14 protein-coding genes are annotated in these 22,519 nt (G+C 34.5%); 6 read left to right on the top strand and 8 right to left on the bottom strand.

Going from position 1 to position 22,519, the window contains the following annotated elements; all coding sequences use genetic code 11:
* Nucleotides 1–3,574: 3,574 nt before the first annotated feature.
* A complete protein-coding gene (locus tag P856_RS01935; protein ID WP_025300489.1) occupies nt 3,575–4,063 on the top strand; it encodes an RNA pyrophosphohydrolase in 489 nt (162 codons plus the stop codon).
* A gap of 1,961 nt (nt 4,064–6,024) precedes the next feature.
* Here the strand turns inward: P856_RS01935 and atpC are convergent.
* The 6 genes from atpC to P856_RS01905 all read right to left on the bottom strand — a co-directional run bounded on the left by atpC (nt 6,025) and on the right by P856_RS01905 (nt 12,880).
* The gene (gene atpC / locus P856_RS01930) at nt 6,025–6,312 is read right to left on the bottom strand and encodes an ATP synthase F1 subunit epsilon (RefSeq protein ID WP_025300488.1); all 288 of its coding nucleotides are present in this window, start codon (nt 6,310–6,312) and stop codon (nt 6,025–6,027) included.
* Between the two features lie 72 nt (nt 6,313–6,384).
* On the bottom strand, nt 6,385–7,800 hold the full coding sequence (gene atpD, locus P856_RS01925) for a F0F1 ATP synthase subunit beta (protein ID WP_025300487.1): 1,416 nt from the start codon (nt 7,798–7,800) through the stop codon (nt 6,385–6,387).
* 49 nt (nt 7,801–7,849) lie between these two features.
* Nucleotides 7,850–8,734 carry a F0F1 ATP synthase subunit gamma gene (locus P856_RS01920; protein WP_025300486.1) on the bottom strand — a complete coding sequence of 295 codons (885 nt, stop codon included), beginning with the start codon at nt 8,732–8,734 and terminating at the stop codon, nt 7,850–7,852.
* Between the two features lie 49 nt (nt 8,735–8,783).
* Nucleotides 8,784–10,319, bottom strand: coding sequence for a F0F1 ATP synthase subunit alpha (atpA, locus tag P856_RS01915; RefSeq protein WP_025300485.1), 1,536 nt, complete (start codon nt 10,317–10,319; stop codon nt 8,784–8,786).
* Nucleotides 10,319–10,870, bottom strand: a complete 552-nt coding sequence (locus P856_RS01910; protein WP_025300484.1) for a F0F1 ATP synthase subunit delta — start codon at nt 10,868–10,870, stop codon at nt 10,319–10,321. The genes atpA and P856_RS01910 overlap by 1 nt, the downstream gene beginning before the upstream one ends.
* 789 nt (nt 10,871–11,659) lie before the next feature.
* A complete protein-coding gene (locus tag P856_RS01905; protein ID WP_025300483.1) occupies nt 11,660–12,880 on the bottom strand; it encodes an argininosuccinate synthase in 1,221 nt (406 codons plus the stop codon).
* Nucleotides 12,881–13,459: 579 nt separating this feature from the next.
* Between P856_RS01905 and rnpA the strand changes: the two genes are divergently transcribed.
* The 5 genes from rnpA (at nt 13,460) to P856_RS01880 (ending at nt 19,857) form a co-directional block, all read left to right on the top strand.
* On the top strand, nt 13,460–13,843 hold the full coding sequence (gene rnpA / locus P856_RS01900; RefSeq protein ID WP_025300482.1) for a ribonuclease P protein component: 384 nt from the start codon (nt 13,460–13,462) through the stop codon (nt 13,841–13,843).
* A 359-nt stretch (nt 13,844–14,202) separates the two neighbouring features.
* Nucleotides 14,203–15,912, top strand: a complete 1,710-nt coding sequence (yidC, locus tag P856_RS01895; RefSeq protein WP_025300481.1) for a membrane protein insertase YidC — start codon at nt 14,203–14,205, stop codon at nt 15,910–15,912.
* A gap of 1,366 nt (nt 15,913–17,278) precedes the next feature.
* Nucleotides 17,279–17,803 (top strand): ubiquinol-cytochrome c reductase iron-sulfur subunit, encoded by a 525-nt coding sequence (petA, locus tag P856_RS01890; protein WP_025300480.1) that lies wholly within the window; start codon nt 17,279–17,281, stop codon nt 17,801–17,803.
* A 19-nt stretch (nt 17,804–17,822) separates the two neighbouring features.
* Entirely contained in the window at nt 17,823–19,043 is a 1,221-nt protein-coding gene (locus tag P856_RS01885) for a cytochrome b (protein WP_025300479.1), read from the top strand.
* 100 nt (nt 19,044–19,143) lie between these two features.
* Nucleotides 19,144–19,857, top strand: a complete 714-nt coding sequence (locus P856_RS01880; protein WP_025300478.1) for a cytochrome c1 — start codon at nt 19,144–19,146, stop codon at nt 19,855–19,857.
* A 288-nt stretch (nt 19,858–20,145) separates the two neighbouring features.
* Here the strand turns inward: P856_RS01880 and P856_RS01875 are convergent, their stop codons facing one another.
* Together P856_RS01875 and P856_RS01870 are read right to left on the bottom strand one after the other, a co-directional pair.
* Nucleotides 20,146–20,769 carry a DNA-3-methyladenine glycosylase I gene (locus P856_RS01875; RefSeq protein ID WP_044214861.1) on the bottom strand — a complete coding sequence of 208 codons (624 nt, stop codon included), beginning with the start codon at nt 20,767–20,769 and terminating at the stop codon, nt 20,146–20,148.
* Nucleotides 20,770–21,694: 925 nt separating this feature from the next.
* A complete protein-coding gene (locus P856_RS01870; RefSeq protein WP_025300477.1) occupies nt 21,695–22,261 on the bottom strand; it encodes a DUF1013 domain-containing protein in 567 nt (188 codons plus the stop codon).
* Nucleotides 22,262–22,519 lie beyond the last annotated feature (258 nt).

Genomic DNA, 22,519 nt, shown 5'->3' with positions numbered 1-22,519 from the left:
GTAGTAATTAGCCAACTTTGTTAGAGCTGATATAAAAATCATTATTTACTAAAACCAAATAATGAAAAATTAATAGCCTAAAAAATTTTTTTGCTATAATACAAGAATCATATCTGGATATAGTTCTTGTAGTATTGGCATGATCAGAAAACAATATATAGCTACAGATATTGTTTTAGTCTTTGCAAATTGACTGCAATATAACAGCTAACAATAGCCAACTGCAATTCTATCAACGATATTTAAGTAATCGTTGATTATAAACTCAGCATAGTTACCTCAACCTGAAGAGTTATATTTGTTACTAACTCACAATACTCTACAACAATCATCAAGATTATCTGCATAGAAAAATATCAAGTATTTAATTACTATTTATTCTCCATTGAAGATCAATTTCGTATAAAGTATTGCTCTTTTATTACCAACATATATATGATCATTTTATTGTTTTTATATCTTTTGGTTATAACTTTCGATGAAAACAATTAAGTAAATTTTGTTTAGAAAGTAAGCTAATGATATGATTGGTCATTTTTTATTTGGTAAATTATTTTGCACTCTTTGTAATCAATATTCATTATTACTGAATGTAAGATCTATTACATCTCCACATTTTAAAAATCTTTTAGTAAAAATCACTAGTATTATTATTTTTAATGACGCTCTGCCACTTACCAACAAAAATATTTTTGTTCGCCTTAGCTTATCTCTATCTTATTAGAGGTATATTAAGCAGAAAGCAAACCATTAATTAGAGCCGTTATGCCTAAGGCATAAACCACGAACAACAAAACTAGTGTATTTAGCATCAAGTTAAAATATCAAGCTTACCTTATTTTTTAGAATGTAAATGGTAGTCTGAAGTAAAGAAGAAAATACCAATAATATTTTTCTACTTCACCTTGCATCTTATGCGATTATCAATGTCAAATTAACATCAATTCAGCCACGCTACAGTTCAATACTAATAAGGCAATGATTTTAGTATTAAGAATAAATATATTTTAAATCCAGCCCAATAAGTTTGGCTAGATTGTCTAAATAGCACAGTAATTTATGCTGTAAACCAGCCTATTCTGCTAGAAAGATGCAATTAACAGCAAACAATTTGTATGTAGCTTTAATCAGAAATGCGATTACACAACAAAAATACTCTCCAACGTCCAGAAATCATTAGAATAAGATAAATAATTCACTCGACAAATTTTAAGTAATTAAGTATTTTATGCTTGCAGTGTAGTGCTACTATTTAATATTTGAATGTTTATCTAATGCTTGTTAGGATAAATTTTGTTAGTAAATCAAAAAGGTAATGTAAAATTTAATACCATTAATTTTTAAGATTAGCATCTGTTAGATACAAAGTGATGTACGTCATAATCGTCTTGAAACATAGCTATAATGATATTCTTGTTGAGTAAAGGTTTGGCTATCAACTATCGTTGATTAAAAATCAATTACTCTATGGATATTGCGAAAGAATATACAATTCAATACAAATTTGATAAATACAAGCTTAGATATTTTTAGTATACTGAAAGTAATCTCATAATTAAATATTCGTTAACGTAAAAATTGAGCATGTTAAAAAATTAAGCTTAGTATTCTATACTATATCGGTAGTAAAGAATAAATAATACTTCGTAGGTAATCGGAAGATATAAAGAATTCCCATAAATAAAAACTCCAATATAATTGAACTAAGGAATATAGATATGCAGTGCAAGTATTCATCATCAAAAACAAAATGCGCCATAATTTAGAAGCTATGTGCTAGAAACTAGCCCTATAGAGATTACCTTTTTAATTAATCTCTATAGCAGATAATTAACCATAATATAAACCTAAATAGTTGTACCATTTTGCAACGTGAAGATGAATAGAATATTTATTCTTAGTTTTGCAATAAAAAATTTACAATGATGATGATTTATATAAATCATCATAAAAATTTATGTAAAACTTTACCATGTTAATCTGTCAACTTTCTTTTATGTAGATACTTAAATTGTCTAAGCTTACTTAGCTATTGCCAAGATAGCTAAGACAAATATAACACCATGCAAAATTTAGAAATTATCTTAACTAGGAATAGTGTAAGATTTACCACCCAATCTCGGTTTAAAGAGCATTCTGAGAATACCTACATAATTTGAGTAAAATAGCTCTATAAAATTCTTTTCATCAATTAGAATTACTCAGGAAGTTGATATAATTTTTTTTGTGAAACTAAGAAATCATATTAAGATGCCATACAAAGGTATAATGTCTTAAGATAATTTCTAACTAGGTATTAAGAATAAAATGTCAATAAACTCAATTATTATTGAGCATAGATAGTTGCTATAAGCAACAGTTTAATGTCCAATTGATCAGTATTACTATCGGATCGTGAGCAGCACAAAGTATCTCATTACGATTAGACATACATAGATAACCTTATAAAAATAAGAAAATTTCATAGCAATATATGCTATTATCTTACAGTAATTAAGCAAACAATTTTTTGAGAACGCCGATAAAGATAATTAAGAATAGATTATCTGCATTCACTAACTTTTGAACATCAGCCCTGTAAAATAACTTTCAAAAATAATTACTGGGATTATTTGTTGTTTTAGTGTAATTTTATTACCATTGCACCTTGCTATTGATAAAAATACCAAGTATATTTAACGATGTGGTTTAGAATGCCGATTTATTTTAAAGTCAAACAAAAATTAGGTTGTAGATGTACTATTAAGTTTATGGAAGTACGAAAAACTGATCTCAATAGTGGCGTAATACTAACTAAACATAGTAAGTTATATTTAGTTAGTATTATTTAAGAAAGACTAACTGCTGCTTTACTACTAAAAATATTCGATATTAGCCATATTAACACATGCATTCTAGAGTATCCTAGTTTCTCTAGCCTTCGTTTATTCAATTCATTACCCAGGATGAAAATCCTGTGGTTTGGTTTATGCAATTTGATGTTTATTATGAAGAACAAAAATTAATCCAAAACCCATGCTACTAAAGCTATTCCATAACAATTTGGAATGCTTAAAACTAACTGATAATCTATTGTATTATAAATCAACATAAGAAACTTAATAAGAATTACCTGAATATGTATAACCCATATATCTCTACATTAAGCAAAAATTTTACGATGGTATCTAGTTAATTTAAAAATTACAGTTAAGCACATGCAGCTTGTAAAACAAATAATAGCTTAGATTGCAGCGTGTTAGTTTGTCAAGTTTAATGTCTAGCTTAGTGTGTCTAAGCTACTTTTATTTCTTTGTCTTATCAAGCAAGAGTAAAAATCATGCAATGATTGACAATCTTAAGCTCCTGTATCAATAAAAAATCATTTCTAAAAAATTACGCGATAAGATGAAAATAGATATTCCACCGAATGCGCGTTAGTGTTTAAAAATGACTGATTGCCACACCATTATCTCAAAATAAATTCTATACTACTAAATCACACGTACTATTAGAGGTACACTCGCATACAAAAATCCATAAGTTACTTTTTATTAGCACCTGCATTAACTCTCATGATTAGATTAGGTAATTTATGTTGGAGAAGACAGATCTTGGTTTTCGTTTATGTGTTGGTATTGTACTATTTAATGATAAAAAAAAGATTTTCCTTGGAAAACGTATCAACATTGATAACGCTTGGCAGATGCCTCAAGGTGGAATAGATAAAGGTGAAACTCCCTACCAAGCTGGACTACGTGAACTTGAGGAGGAAATAGGCACCAACCAAGTTGAGATTGTTGCTGAAACCGCAAGCTGGATAACCTACGAATTTCCAGCTAATTTAACAAGCACAATCCGTAAAAAATGGCGAGGTCAAACACAAAAATGGTTAGCTTGTAAGTTTACTGGTACGACATTTGATATAAACCTTCAAACTGAATATCCAGAGTTTGATGATTGGCAATGGGTCGATATCAACTGCGTTACTGAATTGATTGTACCATTCAAGCGCACAGCTTACCGACAAGTCATGAATGAGCTTACTCCGGTGATTTATCATACAAGTTTTACAGAAGGATGATTAAATTTTTAAAAAATATACTGTATTGTAAATAAATGTGTATCCTAATAAAAAATGAAATTAACACTCTGTGCGGTATTTTTGTTTATAAAGCGCTGTTTTGAATTATAAAATTTACCGAAATATACCCTATTTAGCTAATACTATAGGCGTACTTAAAATACTAAACAATATAGCCGTATTTTTCAGGCTATAATACACTTAAATACGATTACATTTAGAATAATTTCTTATTGTATTTTATGCTGTCTAGGTATGAGATAGGTTTATACTATTTATGAATAAATTAGGAAAGAATAATTTAATACTTCACGAATAGTAGATTTTATGCAGATCGCCTTCATGATACAAAAATAAGTTGATCATTTTTATCCTAACCGTGCGACTAAATAAGTTTTTTTAAGGAAGAAACTATATGATTATTTTTTTCAAGATTCTTAGTTAATTCTTAAGAACATGAAATTAATTGATTTTCACCGAAAAACTTGAGCTATAACAGTAAGTAAGTTTATCAATTTAAGGGCGCTGGCTTGTTTTTCTTGTTGTATATAAATACAAAAATAGCATTTTTTATCATATCATATGTTGCTAATATTTTGATATAATTAGACATTTCTTTTTTTACTATTTGCCTATAATCTATCCTGAGAAAGGCTTTAGTATTTTTATAAAGCATGAGTATCAATTAAAATAAAGCAATAGTTTCTTTTAACGCACGGTGAAAGGAGAACGAAGAAACATAATAATCAAAATTGACTGGACTTTTACCTCTTCTTCTTTTTTTTGACGCTTTAATCTGATGAAAATTACTTCAATCTTATGATTACTATCACTAAAAATATTTACGTTATGTTCGCTCAGCAAATAAAATAGTACTAAAGCAACTATCTTTATTAATTCAAGTACATGATCCAGAATGGTAGTTTTGAACTATATTTACAAGTCAGTTTTTTTAAACTCATTTAATAATTTTGCCAATACTCTTCTAATTGGTAATTTAAAATAAAAAATTTGTCTTATATCCTACACAAGATATTGTGATTTAACTTAAGATACTCTAATAATAAATTTTCATCATAAAGAAACAATAAAATACCTTGCCTAACTCATTAAAAAGTAATAACTTATTATTTGACAATCCCTTTAACCTCATTAAACAATTCATCATAAAGATCGAACTATCTTTACATTATGGACTATAATATTTAACATGCCTAATTAAAAAAGAATTACGAAATAGTACTTCAGCTCAATAAGATTGACAAAATTACTTTTATTGAAATTTCAAGTAAAAATTTATCTAAAAAACATTAAAAATCTAAATTTTCATTAGGACAACAGGCCTTAAAGATATACCTAACGTGCAGAAGAAAGCAGATATCTACTGGTCATTGGTAATTGCGAGACTGCAATTGCTTAGCTAAATCAAAACGATTATTCTTGGTGCAAGAAATTATATAAAAGAACAAGATAAAAGAACAAGCAAGGCTCTCCTGGCTTAAAAATGATTCAGCAAATAAGTTGACATTATGGATAGGGTAAAAATTATTCATTTAAGAGATAATGCAGTCGAATCAACTAGAAAAACATAGTGTTTATTGAGCTTGCAATCAACACTATGTTTTTAGCTCTAAGGCATCAAATTTTTGTTGTTTATTAAAATCAGTATAACAAGTCAAGTTTATCATTGCAAATAATAATAAACCTTAAAAATAATAAAATTAATTGTAAAAAACCTTAACTGCTATTTATTATTAAGTTGATTTATGTTATCGTAGGCTATAAGCTGGTTATAGAATCAAATGGAATATTTATCAACACAAGAAATCTTAATTTTAAAAATTTATTAAGTGATATAAAAATCATTGAATTATATTTTAGTAAGCCTACTCTTCAAACTAATTTATTCTTCATTACTAAAGCTTTACCTAAATACATAGTAATCTGGGTACTAAATTTTTTTATTTTAACACAGAATTGCTGTCATTAAGTGGTGTAGCGCTCTCTGCTAATACTGTACAGCGTTTCTGTGTTACCTCCGCCAAACCACCAGTGATAAAGATACGCTTAAACACAGAACCATGTTCGTATACATCAATCACACCAGCATTCAGAGTAGAAATCATTGATATATGACGTGGTAAAACACCAAAATAACCAGCTGTTCCAGGAATAACAACCATCTCCGCTAAGCAGCTAAAAATTAATTGCTCAGGAGCAATAAGCTCAAATTGCGTAGTATCAGCCATACCAAGTATCCTTCTTTATCTCATCAAAAATCATACTGGTATTAGAATAACATAGTCTTTTATTGAACATATTTAGTCACCAAGTCTTTTAGACTTTTTCATTACTTCTTCTATATTCCCTACCATGTAGAAAGCTGACTCTGGTAAAGTATCGTACTTACCTTCAACTATTGCTTTAAAGCCGCTAATAGTATCTTTTATACTAACTAGCCTTCCGGTCAATCCAGTGAAAACCTCTGCAACATGAAATGGTTGACTAAAAAAACGTTGAATTTTACGAGCTCTTGCCACAATAAGCTTATCTTCTTCAGATAGTTCTTCTATACCCAAAATAGCAATAATATCTTGTAGAGATTTATATTGTTGTAATACTTCCTGTACACGCCGTGCGACATTATAATGCTCATCACCGACTATTCTTGAATTTAGCATCCGCGAGGTAGAATCAAGCGGATCAACCGCTGGGTATATACCGAGCTCGGTAAGCGAGCGGTTTAACACTGTGGTTGCATCGAGGTGTGCAAAAGATGTAGCTGGCGCTGGATCAGTTAGATCATCAGCTGGCACGTAAATAGCCTGTACAGATGTTATCGAGCCTTTTTTTGTCGTGGTAATCCTCTCTTGCAACTGACCCATCTCAGTAGATAATGTAGGTTGATAACCAACTGCGGATGGGATACGGCCTAGCAAAGCTGACACCTCTGAACCTGCCTGAGTAAAGCGAAAAATATTATCTACAAAAAATAAAACATCTTGACCTTCTTCGTCGCGAAAGTACTCTGCTACAGTTAAACCTGTTAGTCCGACGCGACTACGAGCGCCAGGTGGCTCGTTCATTTGTCCATAAACTAAAGCTGCTTTAGATTTCGAACTATTTTCTACTATAACACCAGACTCAACCATCTCATGATAAAGATCATTACCTTCACGAGTGCGTTCACCTACACCTGCGAATACCGAATAACCACCATGCGTCTTAGCTACATTATTAATAAGTTCCATAATAAGTACAGTCTTACCAACGCCAGCACCACCGAATAGACCAATTTTACCACCTTTAGCGTAAGGAGCAAGTAGGTCAATAACCTTGATACCAGTGACCAGTATCTCTGCTTCAGTAGATTGATCGACGTATTCTGGGGCATGACGATGAATCGGGTAACGTATCTTGGACTTAATCGCAGGAAGACCATCCACAGCATCGCCAACAACATTCATAATACGACCTAGGGTTTCTTGACCTACTGGTACGGTAATCGGAGCACCTGTATCTTCTACAAGTGATCCACGAACCAAGCCTTCCGTCTCATCCATAGCGATAGTTCTAACAGCGTTTTCTCCCAAATGTTGGGTAACTTCAAGAACCAACGTATTATTACCGTTTTTAGTTTGTAAAGCATTCAGTATTTCAGGTAAGGCGCCTTCGAATTGCACATCGACCACAGGACCTATTACTTGTTGAATTTTACCAGTCGCATTGCTAGTCATTCTTTTAGCTCCTTAGCTTTTAAAATGCGAGTGCAAGTTTTCAAGATCACTAAAGAGCCTCAGCGCCCGAAATAATCTCGATCAATTCATTAGTGATGCAGGTCTGTCGTGTACGGTTATATTTAAGTGTCAACTTACTAAGCATATCTTTAGCATTGCTGGCAGCCTCATCCATCGCTGTCATTCGCGCGCCATACTCACTAGCAGCATTTTCAAGCAAACAATTAAATATTTGAGCAGCTAAGTAACGAGGCAAAATGACCGACATAATTGACTCTTCATCTATTTCAAACTTATACATAGCCTTAAGTGCATTGATTTCTTTTTGATTATTGTAACCAGACAAGTTAATTGGGATTATTCTCTGTTCAGTAACTATTTGAGTTATCACCGAATGAAATCTATTAAAAAACAAAGTAACTACATCAAAATTATCTTCTTCGTAAAGCTTAATTAGCTCCTGACAAATATTTTCGGCCAGTTTAAAATTAGACGCAGGACGGAGCAAATTTTTATTAAAGGTGATAATTTTATCACCATGAGTACGACAAAGGTGATCATACCCTTTTCGACCTATAATTACAACCTTAACGGTTTTGCCGTTGGCAATTAATTCATCAATCTTGAGCCTTACTGCACGCGTAATTGATGAATTAAACCCCCCACATAAGCCATTATCAGCGGTAAAAACCACAATAAGATGAACTTCTTCATGACCAGTGCCAGTTAACAACTTAGAAGTGTAATTGTTAGACAAACTAGATCCCAATATAGCAATCATACGTTCCATACGCTCTACATAAGGACGTGCAGCTTCGACAGATTTTTGAGCACGCTTGAGTTTTGCTGCCGCAACAAGCTTCATAGCTGAAGTAATCTTTTGTGTCGATTTAACACTATTAATCCGAACTTTTAGCTCCTTAAGATTAGGCATAACCTCTTCCGCTTATAATTTAAACTTTTTAAGCAAAGTAAACTTTCGTTTAAACAAAATTATCAGCAAATTTACCTATAAAAGAAACAAGCTTATCTGATGTATCGTCAGACAATGCATTCTCAATTCGTATAGTTTCTAAAATGCTTGGCATCTTGCTATTTATTTCAAATAAAAGTAATTGCTCAAACCGTCTAATATCAGCAATATGGATATTATCAAGAAATCCTTTAACGCCAGCAAAAATAGATATTACCTGCTTCTCTACTGGCATGGGATCAAACTGTGTTTGTTTTAGTATTTCAGTCAAGCGAGCTCCACGAGCAAGAAGACGTTGAGTGGAAGCATCTAGGTCAGAAGCAAACTGTGCAAATGCAGCCATCTCGCGATATTGGGCTAACTCCAACCTAACAGATCCAGCAATTTGCCGAATTGCCTTGATTTGAGCTGAAGAACCGACACGGGAAACCGATAAACCAACATTAACCGCAGGCCGTATTCCTTTATAAAACAACTCAGTCTCAAGGAAAATTTGACCATCAGTTATTGATATAACATTAGTTGGGATATACGCTGACACATCACCTGATTGAGTTTCAATAATTGGCAAAGCGGTTAATGAACCAGCTCCGTTGGCATCATTCAATTTTGCAGCACGTTCAAGTAATCGAGAATGAAGATAAAACACGTCCCCCGGATAAGCCTCACGTCCTGGCGGTCGCCTTAACAACAAAGACATTTGTCGATAAGCAACAGCCTGTTTAGATAAATCATCATAGACAATTAAAGCATGCATCCCATGATCGCGGAAAAATTCCCCCATAGTACAACCTGCATAAGGAGCCAAGAACTGAAGTGGTGCTGGCTCGGAAGCGGTGGCGGCTACAACGATAGAATACTCCATTGCGCCATGATCCTCTAGAGTTTTCACAATATGAGCAACCGTAGAACGCTTCTGACCAATAGCTACATATATACAAAACATTTTTTTGCTTTGGCACTCACCGGCTGCATCATTAATACTTTTTTGATTGATGAAAGTATCGATAGCGATAGCGGTTTTTCCAGTTTGTCGATCACCTATAATCAATTCACGCTGGCCACGGCCAATTGGTACCATAATATCAATCGCCTTCAATCCGGTTTGCATTGGCTCATGTACAGATTTACGCGACATAATTCCAGGTGCCTTCACTTCAACGCGCTTACGTTCAACATCCACCAGAGGACCATTGCCGTCGATCGGATTACCCAAGCCGTCAACAACGCGACCAATTAAACCCTTGCCAACCGGCACATCCAGTATACTGCCGGTACGCTTTACCGTATCACCTTCTTTGATTTTACTGTCATCAGCAAAAATCACAACACCGACATTATCGGACTCGAGACTCAAAGCCATCCCTTTGACGCCATCTGGAAACTCAACCATTTCACCGGCTTGAACCTGATCAAGACCGTATATGCGCGCAATTCCATTGCCAACAGACAAAACACTACCTACTTCCGCTATTTCGGCATTCACATCAAAGTTTGCGATCTGATCCTTTAGAATAGAAGAGATCTCGGAAGCACGAATTCCCATCAGCTAAACCCTTTCATAGCAAAGCGCAAACGACGCAGTTTAGTACGAAGCGAACTATCAATCATACGCGACCCGACTCGCACTATCAAACCACCTATAAGTGATGGATCAACCTTAAGATCAAAGAATATTTTTTGTCCAATTGTTTTGTACAAAGCCTTAGCCAGCGCATCTATATCCTCCACGGACAAAGGCACAGCAGAAATAACTGTTGCAGCTAACTCACCACGCTCTTGTGCCAGTTTTTCAATGTAAAGGTTTATAATTTCAGGTAAAACGAATAATCTACGGTTATAGGTTAATGCTCCCAAAAAATTTAACGTTAGCTGTTCAGTAAAGAATTTCTCACAAATTGCAAGCATCCCTTTAGTCCGATCGCTACGAGACAAAATCGGAGAGTAAATCAAATAACCAAATGCCCGACTCTCTGCAATCAGTTGACGTAAAAAAGTAAGATCTTCGGCTAAAGCATGCAAAGATTTTTGCTCGTTAGCTAACTCATACAGCGCCAAAGCGTAGCGAGCAGCAATATCCTTTAATTGTGAAACCACGTGAAATGCCCATTCCTCTCATTTAACTAGCGCAACACAACGCATTAAAATTAATTAATTAGCCAACAAAACTACCTAAAATATTAAAACAACAAAACTACCTAAATATTAAAATCATTGCAATTATAGGCGATATGGTTCTCGACAAATTTAAGGTGATAAAATAATTCTTTTCTGAAATTAAAGAAGCAAAAATACTATCAAATCCTAGATTTGAATGCACTCTGCGATAATTACAAATGGTATAGTTTTAAAAAAATTAGTGAAAGCAAGATAATCATCCATTAAATTCTAAGCTACGTAAAAATAAGCATCGACAGCTGCTAAACTGTAATTGCGATAATTTTTCTAGAATTAAAAACCCCTGCTGTTCAGTCCTAAATCATTCAAAAATTCAGCCCTTGTTGAAAAAGAATTTATAGATAATTAATCAACCGGTTATTTACTTCTAAGCCAGAGTATTAGATCTTGCTAATTATCAACAAAGTATATCGATATTGACCATAGACTTACTATGGCACTAAATACTGCTCACTAAAGCAATTTGCTGTAGTAATCGGTATTAGCGAAAACAAAATAACAAGCCTAACCCACAGAAAGTAATAAATTTTATTATTTGCTAAAGTTTTTTATTATTTGCTAAAGTTTATAGTTTCAGTATCGATTATTAATCAAAGCTGCAACTTTGCACAAAACTTACTACATACCCCATGTTAAATGCGCTCCTCATAACATAATGTAAAAAAACCGAAGTGAGTAAAAATACCATCGATTTTGTTAATAGCTAGATCATGCTTGCAGTATCTTTTTTAGACGTAAACGCAAGGCGTTTAATTTTATAAAGCCGGTTGCATCTTTATCGTTATAATCATTCAAACTACTATCTTCGAATGTTACCCAGTCAGCAGAGAATAAGCTATTAACCGATTTGCGGCTAACAACCAATGCATTGCCTTTGTAAAGTTTCATTGTAACTGTGCCAGACACCGCATATTGACTAAAATCAATGGCAGACTGTAGCATTTCTCGTTCTGGAGCAAACCAAAATCCGTTATAAATAAGCTTAGCGTAACGAGGCATAAGCTCATCTTTCAAATGTCCCATTTCACGATCCAGAGTAATGCTCTCAATGGCTCGATGTGCAATATGCAAAATAGTACCGCCCGGAGTCTCATAAAGTCCGCGGTTCTTTAATCCAACAAAACGATTTTCCACAAGGTCAAGGCGTCCAATGCCATTCATGCTGCCTAATTCATTCAGTTTTAGCAATATGCCCGCCGGGCTCAATCGTTCGCCGTCTATAGATACAGGATCACCGTTTTCGAAATCAATATCTAGCACAGTCGGCTCATCTGGCGCCTCTTCCGGTGAAATGCTATTAGACCAAATGTACTCTGCAGCCTGTACCTCAGGATACTCCAACACCTTTCCTTCAGAGGAAACGTGCAACATGTTGGCATCTACAGAAAATGGCGTTGCACCGCACTTATCCATTGGTACTGTAATATGGTGTTTTTTTGCATAATCCATCAATGATGTTCGCGATTTTAAGTTCCATTCACGCCAGGGAGCAATAATTTTAATGTCTGGTTTTAATGCGTAATAACTCAACTCGAAACGCAACTGATCATTCCCCTTACTAGTAGCTCCATGAGCTACAGCATCCGCCCCAGTTTCCTCAGCAATCTCAATTTGGCGTTTAGCGATAAGCGGACGAGCAATTGGTGTGCCTAACATGTAAGTCCCTTCGTAAAGTGTGTTAGCACGTAACATCGGGAATACAAAATCGCGTACAAACTCCTCGCATAAATTTTCTACGTATACCTCCTTAGCGCCCATGAATTTAGCTTTCTCTCGAGCCATCTCGATATCTTTCCCCTGGCCGATGTTAGCAGTGAAAGTGACAATTTCGCATTTGTAATTATTCTGCAGCCAACGCAGAATAATAGAAGTGTCTAGCCCGCCAGAGTAGGCAAGAACAATTTTTTTAACAGACTGTTCATGAGACATCACTTCTAAACACTCCTTTTCCAGCTCATGACTTAACGAATTAATTACTTGCGCAATAGCAATAAAACATTATTGTCTAGTACAATTATTGTCTAGTACAAAATATTATAGTAAATCTATATATTTATATTATCTATAATATCCTGAAACATTCTATAATATACCCTGTTAAATTACCCTGTTATTAAGACCTTAATAAATTATTTATTTTTTAAGAGAACTGAAAATGTCTTTAAGTAAGAACTTAATGTTTGGCATTAGACAAATTTAGTTGGTTAGAAAGCATGTGCTTCGCTTATTTTACCAAAGCACAATACCGTATAACCTTAAATACGGAGAATTTACTTTAGGCTAATTTTGTATCTTAATGGAATTGCCTTAAAAAACGCAAACTCTAAGAATTTTATCACTTGTAAACGAAACTTATAAACTATAGATTTCTTGTCCATAAATGACAATAGCCTGATAATGATAAAGTTAAAGTAGCTATTAATTTAAAGTAACACTTTAAAGTAGCTATTAATTTAAAGTAACACTAGATCTATCAGCACAGTGATAGCATGAAAAGACAGTGATAGCATGAAGTTTTCGAACTCAATTAATCTGGAGAAGTTGCCTAGCCGTAATGATTTTCTTGCTACCGCGCGTGCTTATAAAGTTGTAGCAGTGGGCTTGGTCTTACAAATGAGAATACGTAAAGGGGTTTATTCTTTATCTCGTGTAGGATACACCGCTAGCTGTAAGGTTGGTAACGCAGTAAAGCGCAATCGCTCACGCCGTCGTCTCAGAGCAATAGTTAACGATGTACTCGTGCGCCGAGCGCAACCAGGATGTGACTACGTACTAATAGCTCGTGCCGCAACTGCAAAACGTACGTATAGTAATCTACTGAATGACTTAGCCAGTGCTCTAGATCGAATGGAAAAAATAGTGATGAAGTCGAAGAATGATAATATTGCATGAAAGTACAAGATTGTAAGTTAATACTAAATGTCCTGTGCTATCCTGACCTAACTGATAAAGAAGCTACTTATCATCTGCATCAACTCTTTGCATTTGCAATTGACTCAGCATATTAAGATTTTAGACTGGGAGTAAAAATTTTAAACTGTTCAGCTGCGAGGAAAATTTTATATTTGATTGTCTAGTATTTGATTTTCTACTAGACCCTGAACAGATAGACCGTATTTTAGGGTAAGATTTTTAGGGTAAGTAAAAAATAGTAGCTTTGTTTTTATGTATCTTTAATCCGCTTATCTTCATAAATTCTCACATAATCAACTGAATTTTCATGTTATTCAACCATGTTATAGAAGCGTTCGATGAACGAACAGAAGAAAGTAATCATTGCCATCGCCCTTTCTTTGGCGATCTTATTAGGGTTTCAGTTGCTGGTTGCACACTTTTGGCCGTCAGCAATCACTACTCCCCAGCGATCTATTGAACATAGTTTAGATAATGATTCGCATTATAGAGCTGAGAACATAAAGCCTTCGTCGGATAAAGCAACGGTTCCATATGCTAAACGAACTCTGGCATTGGCTGCTACTAAAAGGATTAAGATTAAGACTCCGACTATTAACGGCTCAATTTCTTTGATAGGCGCTCGTATTGACGACATAGTTCTGGATAATTACCAAGTTACGCTTGATCCAGCTAGCGGGCCTATTCACTTACTAGAGCCTAAAGGTTACTTGCGGCCGTATTATGCTGAGTTTGGCTGGATATCCGAAACAGTCAATGACGTAGATCTACCTAATTCAAACACCCGGTGGGAGTCTGACGGAGTAGCGTTAACCCCGAATTCACCAGTAACTTTAACCTGGAAAAGTCAAAATTATCTTACATTTAAGCGCACAATAGAAGTCGATAATGATTATATGTTCAGTATCACTGATACTATAAGCAACGAAGGCAGAATAACGCGAAAATTATTTCCTTATGCTCTAATAAGTCGTAGTATTCCAGCAAGCATTAGAGGATTTTATATTCTTCATGAAGGTCCGCTTGGAGTATTTGACGATAGCCTGATGGAAATTGACTATGGTGATCTCCAGGATCAAAATGATATGGAGGTACATTCTAAGGGCGGTTGGATAGGCTTTACTGATAAATATTGGCTAACAGCCTTAATTCCAGACCAAAACACCAGGTTGAATTATAAGTTTCGCCACTTCATGGCAGATCGCAGTGAACGATTTCAGGTTGATTATATGGGAGCTGCTCAAACATTACACGTAGGTGATAAGATTACCAATCGATTACGCTTATTCGCTGGAGCCAAGAGGCTTGATCTGCTAGACAAATACGAAGATCAAATAGGCGTACCCAAATTTGACTTAGCTATAGATTTCGGTTGGTTCTATTTCCTAACCAAGCCGTTCTTTATCGTGTTAACTTGGTTTCATAGCATCCTAGGCAATTTTGGCCTAGCAATCCTTACGCTAACAGTCTGCATAAAATTACTTTTCTTCCCTCTGGCTAACAAATCTTATCGGTCAATGGCAAAGCTGAAGGAACTAGCTCCAAGACTGCAAGAAATGAGGAATAAGTATGGGGCAAATCGTCAGCTTATAAATAAAGACATTATAGAGATGTACAGATCAGAGAAAGTTAATCCTGCAGCCGGCTGTTTGCCAGTAATTGTGCAAATTCCAGTATTTTTCTCATTGTATAAAGTTTTATTTGTTAATATTGAAATGCGCCATGCGCCATTTTTTGGCTGGATTCATGACTTATCGGCTCCCGATCCCACTACGATATTTAATTTATTTGGCCTGATTCCATGGGATCCACCGACAATGCTTATGATAGGAGTTTGGCCTCTCCTTATGGGCATAACTATGTTTCTACAACAGAGAATGAATCCTCAGCCAACTGATCCAGTGCAAGCAAAAGTATTTATGTTTCTTCCGTTAATTTTTACTTTTTTACTATCTAATTTCGCTGCCGGCTTAGTAATTTACTGGACTTGGAATAACTTATTATCGATTATACAGCAATGGGTAATAATGCGTCGTATGAAAGTGTAGAATAACCCGCACTGTGCTCCTGAAAGGTAAGCGAACTATAATTCACTCTCTCATTTCCAGCCAAGATTATATACTCAAATTGCAGCACTGGGAGATCGCACTGTATGAATCGGATGTTATTAACTTTTTTAAAGTTTAGGTAAAGGAAATTAAAGATGATTATGCTGAATAATCTTCGTTATATACTCAGCTTCACGCTTTATGAAAAAAAATTTTGTTCGAAGATTTGATCAAAACATAGCATATCTATCCGAATGCTTAATAAACTTGCGCACGCTGATATAATTTCTAATGAAATAACTAAATTGATTTATAATTAATGAGTCTATTCACTTAGTTTGCTCAATACGGCAACATGATAAAAATAATGTGCTTTTATAACTTAGCATATTATTGCAAACTTAGCATATTATTGCAAATTGATAATTCACATCATTCTAAGAGACAAAGCTCATCCATTGTATAGAATTCTGTATATTAAGGAATATTGTTCAATTGATTTTTTTCCATTGTCCATTCCATTGTCCAACATATACAATAATTTCTAATTTTGCATATCAATCTGAGTACACTAAAAATGCGTGAAATAAACAACTAGAAGCAATCCTTCTGATATAGCATTAAGCATAAAAATAGCTAAATATATAAAATAGCTAAATACTAAGAATATATTTTGTGTATTAATCGTTTGCTTAAATGTAATTAAGTCAAGGCAGAAACAATTGTTCTTTTAATTACTTAAACATATTATTAAAACTATAGTAAGTTTATGAATTAATACTGTAAATCATCTAAAATACTGTATTAATCCTCTAAAAACTATAAAAACTAATGTGTTGAGGAATACAAAATTAGTTTCCAGATATTAATTTTTGATGTTTTACATGTGATCATTTGTGATCACTTTAGTCGTAAGTTTGTAATTTGTTTTTCCCAATGCAGTAGCACTAAGTTATAGAAATAATTAATCTAAGAAGCTAAGCTTCTAGTAAAATAAAAATTGTGAAAGCATTTTAGCCTAACTTGTCAAGTTAGGCTAGAGAGATCGGATATTTTTAGTGAATATTTCTCATCATATCCGGATTGCATGATGATATACTATAATATATTCGTTTGACATTAATGATAAAATATTCCCAGATACCTCTGGGTTATTTTAGCTAAGGTAATAAAGATATCATAATTCAGTTCTTGAATTCCTATTGCCAAGACTATAACTCTAGTAGGCTATAGCGCACAGTTGCTTACGCTATGTTCTTCAAAATGTGCATTGGGTTTTATTTTCTAAATTGCAGCCTATTTCACGTTATCTGTTGTTAAAGAATTAACGAGTTATTTTATTAAAGATTGTTGAGTTCTATGATCCATGAATAACAAAAATACCTCCCGCAGGGATTTTTTAATAACAACCACAAATGCCTTTGGTATAGTGGGAGTAGCTTGTTTCGCTTGGCCATTTATTGATCAAATGAATCCAGCTGCTGACATGTTAGCTTTGGCAAAAGTTGACTGCGATTTGTCAAAAATCACAGCAGGCCAATCAGCCACATTGATTTGGAGAGGAAAACCAATTTTTGTGCGTCATCGAACAGCACAAGAAATTGAAAAAGCTAATTTAGTGAAGCTGGCTGATCTGCCAGATCCTGAAGACGATTCTAGTCGAGCACAAAGGCCTGAGTATTTAATTGTTGTGGGTATATGCACGCATCTTGGTTGCGTACCGCTGGGCCAAAATCCAAATGAGCCAAAAGGCGAATACGAGGGTTGGTTTTGTCCTTGCCACGGATCACAGTACGATACTTCCGGACGCATTCGTAAAGGTCCGGCGCCAACTAATTTACCAGTGCCGAAATATCGCTACGTTTCCGATACTGTCGTACGTATCGGTTAAATGAGGTAGTACTTAAATAATGGCTGCAAATTTTTCTAATTCTTTGGTGCGGTGGATTGATCATCGATTACCGGTTTTTAGTTATTTACGCCATGCAGCGTACGATTATCCAACCCCAAAAAATCTAAATTACTGGTGGAATTTTGGTTCATTGGCTGGAATATCTCTAGCAATTATGATTGTTAGCGGCATAGCTTTAGCGATGAACTATACGCCACATGTGAATCACGCCTTTGATAGCGTTGAACGCATAATGCGTGATGTGAATTACGGTTGGCTGATACGCTATATTCATATGAACGGGGCAAGTTTCTTTTTTATAGTAGTTTATATACATATTTTCCGTGGAGTTTATTTTGGTTCATACAAATCGCCGCGTGAACTGCTGTGGATTCTTGGTGTAATTATCTTATTACTTATGATGGCGACCGCTTTCATGGGTTATGTTTTACCTTGGGGGCAGATGAGTTTTTGGGGGGCGACCGTTATTACTAATTTATTCTCTGCTGTTCCACTTATCGGTGAATCGCTTGTTACTTGGCTGTGGGGAGGATTTTCTATCGATAACCCCACACTTAATCGATTCTTTGTTTTGCACTATCTATTCCCATTCATTATCGTGAGCATTGTGTTGCTACATATTGTAGCTTTACACCGTTTTGGATCAAACAATCCACTTGGAATAGACATAAAATATCCGAATGATACTATACCCTTTCATCCGTACTACACTATTAAAGACGCATATGGCTTGGGTGTATTTCTAATTTTATTTGCGGGAGTTGTCTTTTTTGCGCCAAATTTTTTTGGCGAACCTGACAATTATATTCCGTCAAACCCGTTGTCTACACCATTGCATATAGTGCCTGAATGGTATTTTCTCCCATTTTATGCTATTCTACGCTCTATCCCTGACAAGCTCGGCGGTGTGATTAGTATGTTCGGCTCTATTGTTGTTCTTTTGTTATTACCTTGGCTTGATCGTTCTCCAGTGCGTAGTGGTCATTTTCGAGGCGTATTTAAGATATTTTTTGGGATTTTGCTGATAGATATAGTAGCGCTGGGTTATCTTGGTGGTAAGCCTAGTAGAGGAATGTATGTGATTTTTTCTCGTCTTGCTACTGCTTACTATTTTGCTTATTTTTTAGTAATTTTGCCAGTGCTAAGTAAATTTGATTCTTCTAGATTACTCCCTAAGTCAATCAGTACGCCGATGCCAGAAGTAAACGGAATAGAATAATACAAAACTTTTCCAATAAGGAGCAATTCTGATCATATCTCAAATTAAAATTACTATTTCTGCGGCTATTACATCTTTTTTTGTACTTATCGCCTTGCCTATGTCTGGGGAAAGTGCTGTTGATGAACATATAAATATACCGCATCATTCTTGGTCACATACTGGTCCTTTTGATAATTTTGATAAGGCTGCTTTGCGCCGGGGATTTCTTATATTCCAAAATGTTTGTTCTACTTGCCACGGTATTCAACGTTTAGCTTACCGTAATCTTGCAGATCTTGGCTATAGCGAGAATAAGATTAAATCAATCGCTTCTGAAGCTAAGGTATTGTATAATAAAAATGGAGGACTTGAGCTATATGAGCGCCCTGCATTGCCGTCTGATAAGTTTACCTCGCCTTTTCCTAATGAGCAAGCGGCTCGTGATGCTAATGGGGGGTCTTTGCCACCAGATCTGTCTTTAATTATTAAGGCTAGGCCCAATGGTTTAGATTATGTTAGAGCTCTACTACTTGGCTATGAATCAACTCCTATGAAATTTAATTTGATGTCTGGTTTACACTACAACACCTACTTTCCTGGTCACCAAATTGCCATGCCGCAGCCACTTTATGGTGATGATGTTACTTTTGAAGATGGCACGCCGAGCTCAATCGAGCAAGAAGCTGAGGATGTTGTTACTTTTCTTGCTTGGGCTGCTATGCCGGAAATGGAAGAGCGTAAACGTATAGGTGTCATCACTATGATTTTTCTTGTAATTTTTACATTATTGCTCTATGCAACTAAAAGGAGAATCTGGAAAAATGTCAAATAATATGTTATGAATGATTAAGTTAATTGTTTGTTTTTTGTAAAGATAATAAACAATACATTTAAAAAAAAGAAGACCTCTTTGTAAAAAAAAACTACGAACATTTTTGGTTCAAATATGCTGATAAATACATAACAGCACAGTTAAATGGTTATCTTGTTTAATTGAAATTCCCCGATTAAGAAAGACATTGTTACTGTGATTCGTCTTGTTTGTTCTGAATAAATTTTAATAAAAAGCAACAACCATTGAATCATACAATAATCTATTCTGAATATTCTACATCTTGTGCTAAGGCCTTTTAAATAGCGCTCTTTCTTGTTGGCAAACATCCCAAAATGCGCATTTCCTCAAGTGATCATTAATGATACCTACCGACTGCATAAAAGAATATACATTTTTTGGACCAAGAAATTGCCATCCGCGTTTTTTTAACGCTTTTGATAGGGAAATAGATGCTGCCCACTTCTCATCATTCTTATTAGGAACTAAGATATCATCCTCACCCAATTGCGCTTGTTCTAAATTTCTATTCGGCTCAAAGCTCCACATAAAAGCGCTGAGTGAACCAGCTTCCTCCACAAGCTGCACGGCACGCTGGGCATTATTAACAACAGAGCGAATTTTTCCATGATGTCTTATTATTTTCCTATCTTCTAGAATTTTTTTTATTTCAACATCGCTAAATTTTGCTACATTGTAAAAATCAAACCCGACAAAACTTGAACGAAAGGCGTCACGCTTGCGCAAGACAGTTAACCATGATAATCCTGATTGGAAGCTTTCCAAGCATATCATTTCAAACAACAGATTGTCTTCGCACACTGGACGTCCCCATTCATCATTATGATATGCTATATAATCAGAATGCGCACCTAGCAGAGAACAACATAAAACCGTTTCATCAATTATCATTGTTTAACTCGATTTATAACTAAGCAAACAGCATCTAAATCCTGTATTATTTTCATAACTATAACGCCATCATAGTAATAATGATAAAAGTTTTTGCTTGTTTTTTTAAACACCATCCCTATCATAAAATACAAGCTAATGATTCTTAAATGGGTTAATTTACATTAAGTAGCCAGTAATTTTTAGATTATGTTTATTGTAGTTTACTTGTACACTTTATAAACACCTCGTCGTATAATAATCGTTATATTAAACAAAACAATATTTTAAGGAATTAATTTTTATTTGCTAGTTTTGTATAAACAAAATCATCGATTAAAGGATTTAATCTAAGACAAAAATATCGACCAAGGCTTACTAAACAAATGATTAAGCAAATATTTTATTTATTAAACTAACGCACATCACTATAATTATCGTAAAAATGCCTAAGCAAGTGATAGCAAATTTTCAACGTTCTTAAAATGAGAACTGTCGTACTTCGAACTACAAAATAAATTACATAATATCGAAAATTAAGCTAAAATTTATAGATTTAAGAAAGATTAAAATATCATCCTCGTGTAAGACTCTTATATTGAGCCTCAATCAATTCGCTAACAAGTAGCAAAAAAAAGAATAAAGCAAATACACTCCATAACAAAGTTATCACGTCAGAAAATAAATAGTTAGATTATTAAATAAGCTGTGCCTTAATAAATTTAAAAAATTATTAAAATTCTTACTGTGAACTGAATCAGAAAACCATCATAGGCTCCAAAAATTATTCAGTGTTTTGTCACTACAATGTCCTTGTTAGGCTATAATTTTTATCAATTAATCTTCGTTTTTTTGTCAAAACATTACACATTATAACCAAACTGCAACAAATAACTGGATTTGTAAATGCCCTCAGCCCCTTAAATTTTATATCTTGATATAAAATTTAAGGCAATTCACTAATAGATGCAAGTTGCTGTTCAGGCGGTACCTTATTTCCCCCAGCTTTCTCAATAGCAGCGTCGAGGTCACGCTGGGTACAAAGACCTAAAAATACAGGGTGACGAGCTTCAATATTATTTGCATTCCAATGAGTACGATCACGCACTTTATTAATTGTATCCTTTGTAGTCCCAATCAGCTTAGCAATCTGCGCATCCTTTAAATGCTCAACATGCTTTAAAAGCCAAGCAATGGCATCCGGCTTATCGCCTCGCTTCGCACGTGGTACATATTTTGGTCGGTAAATCGGATCAAAAAACTTAGGCAGCACAGACTGAGTTACTGTCAATCTAGTCTTTGGATCCTTCTCGCAGCGTTCAATTTCCGCGCGTGTTAGTTGACCATTCAAAACTGGATCAAAACCATTAATCCCAACACTCACTTCTCCATCAGCAATCGCTTGAACTTCCAGCTTATGTAATTCACAAAAGTTGGCAATTTGCTCAAAAGTAAGTACAGTATTGTCAATCAACCAGACAGCGGTAGCCTTAGGCATCAGCGGCTGCATCATTAATACTTTCTCCCTACTCTCTTGGGTTTATCTTCCATTTGAGCTGGCTGCAGTAAAAGTAGTCTATTGCAGTTTTATATGCGTACTAATATAATTTGATACTTTTAGAATATATTCGCCAAGAGCGACAGTCTTTCACAACAAAAGTATCTCTCATATTATTAAGCATAAAAACATTTCAAACTTAAAACAGCACAGCTAAATAACAACTCCTATTGCCATTTATCAAAAATAAAACTGAATAAGTTACTGTAATAA

It is taken from the genome of Candidatus Endolissoclinum faulkneri L5, assembly GCF_000510265.1.
Taxonomy (GTDB): Bacteria; Pseudomonadota; Alphaproteobacteria; order Thalassobaculales; family Thalassobaculaceae; genus Thalassobaculum; species Thalassobaculum faulkneri_A.
This window is presented reverse-complemented; position numbering and strand designations above follow the sequence as displayed.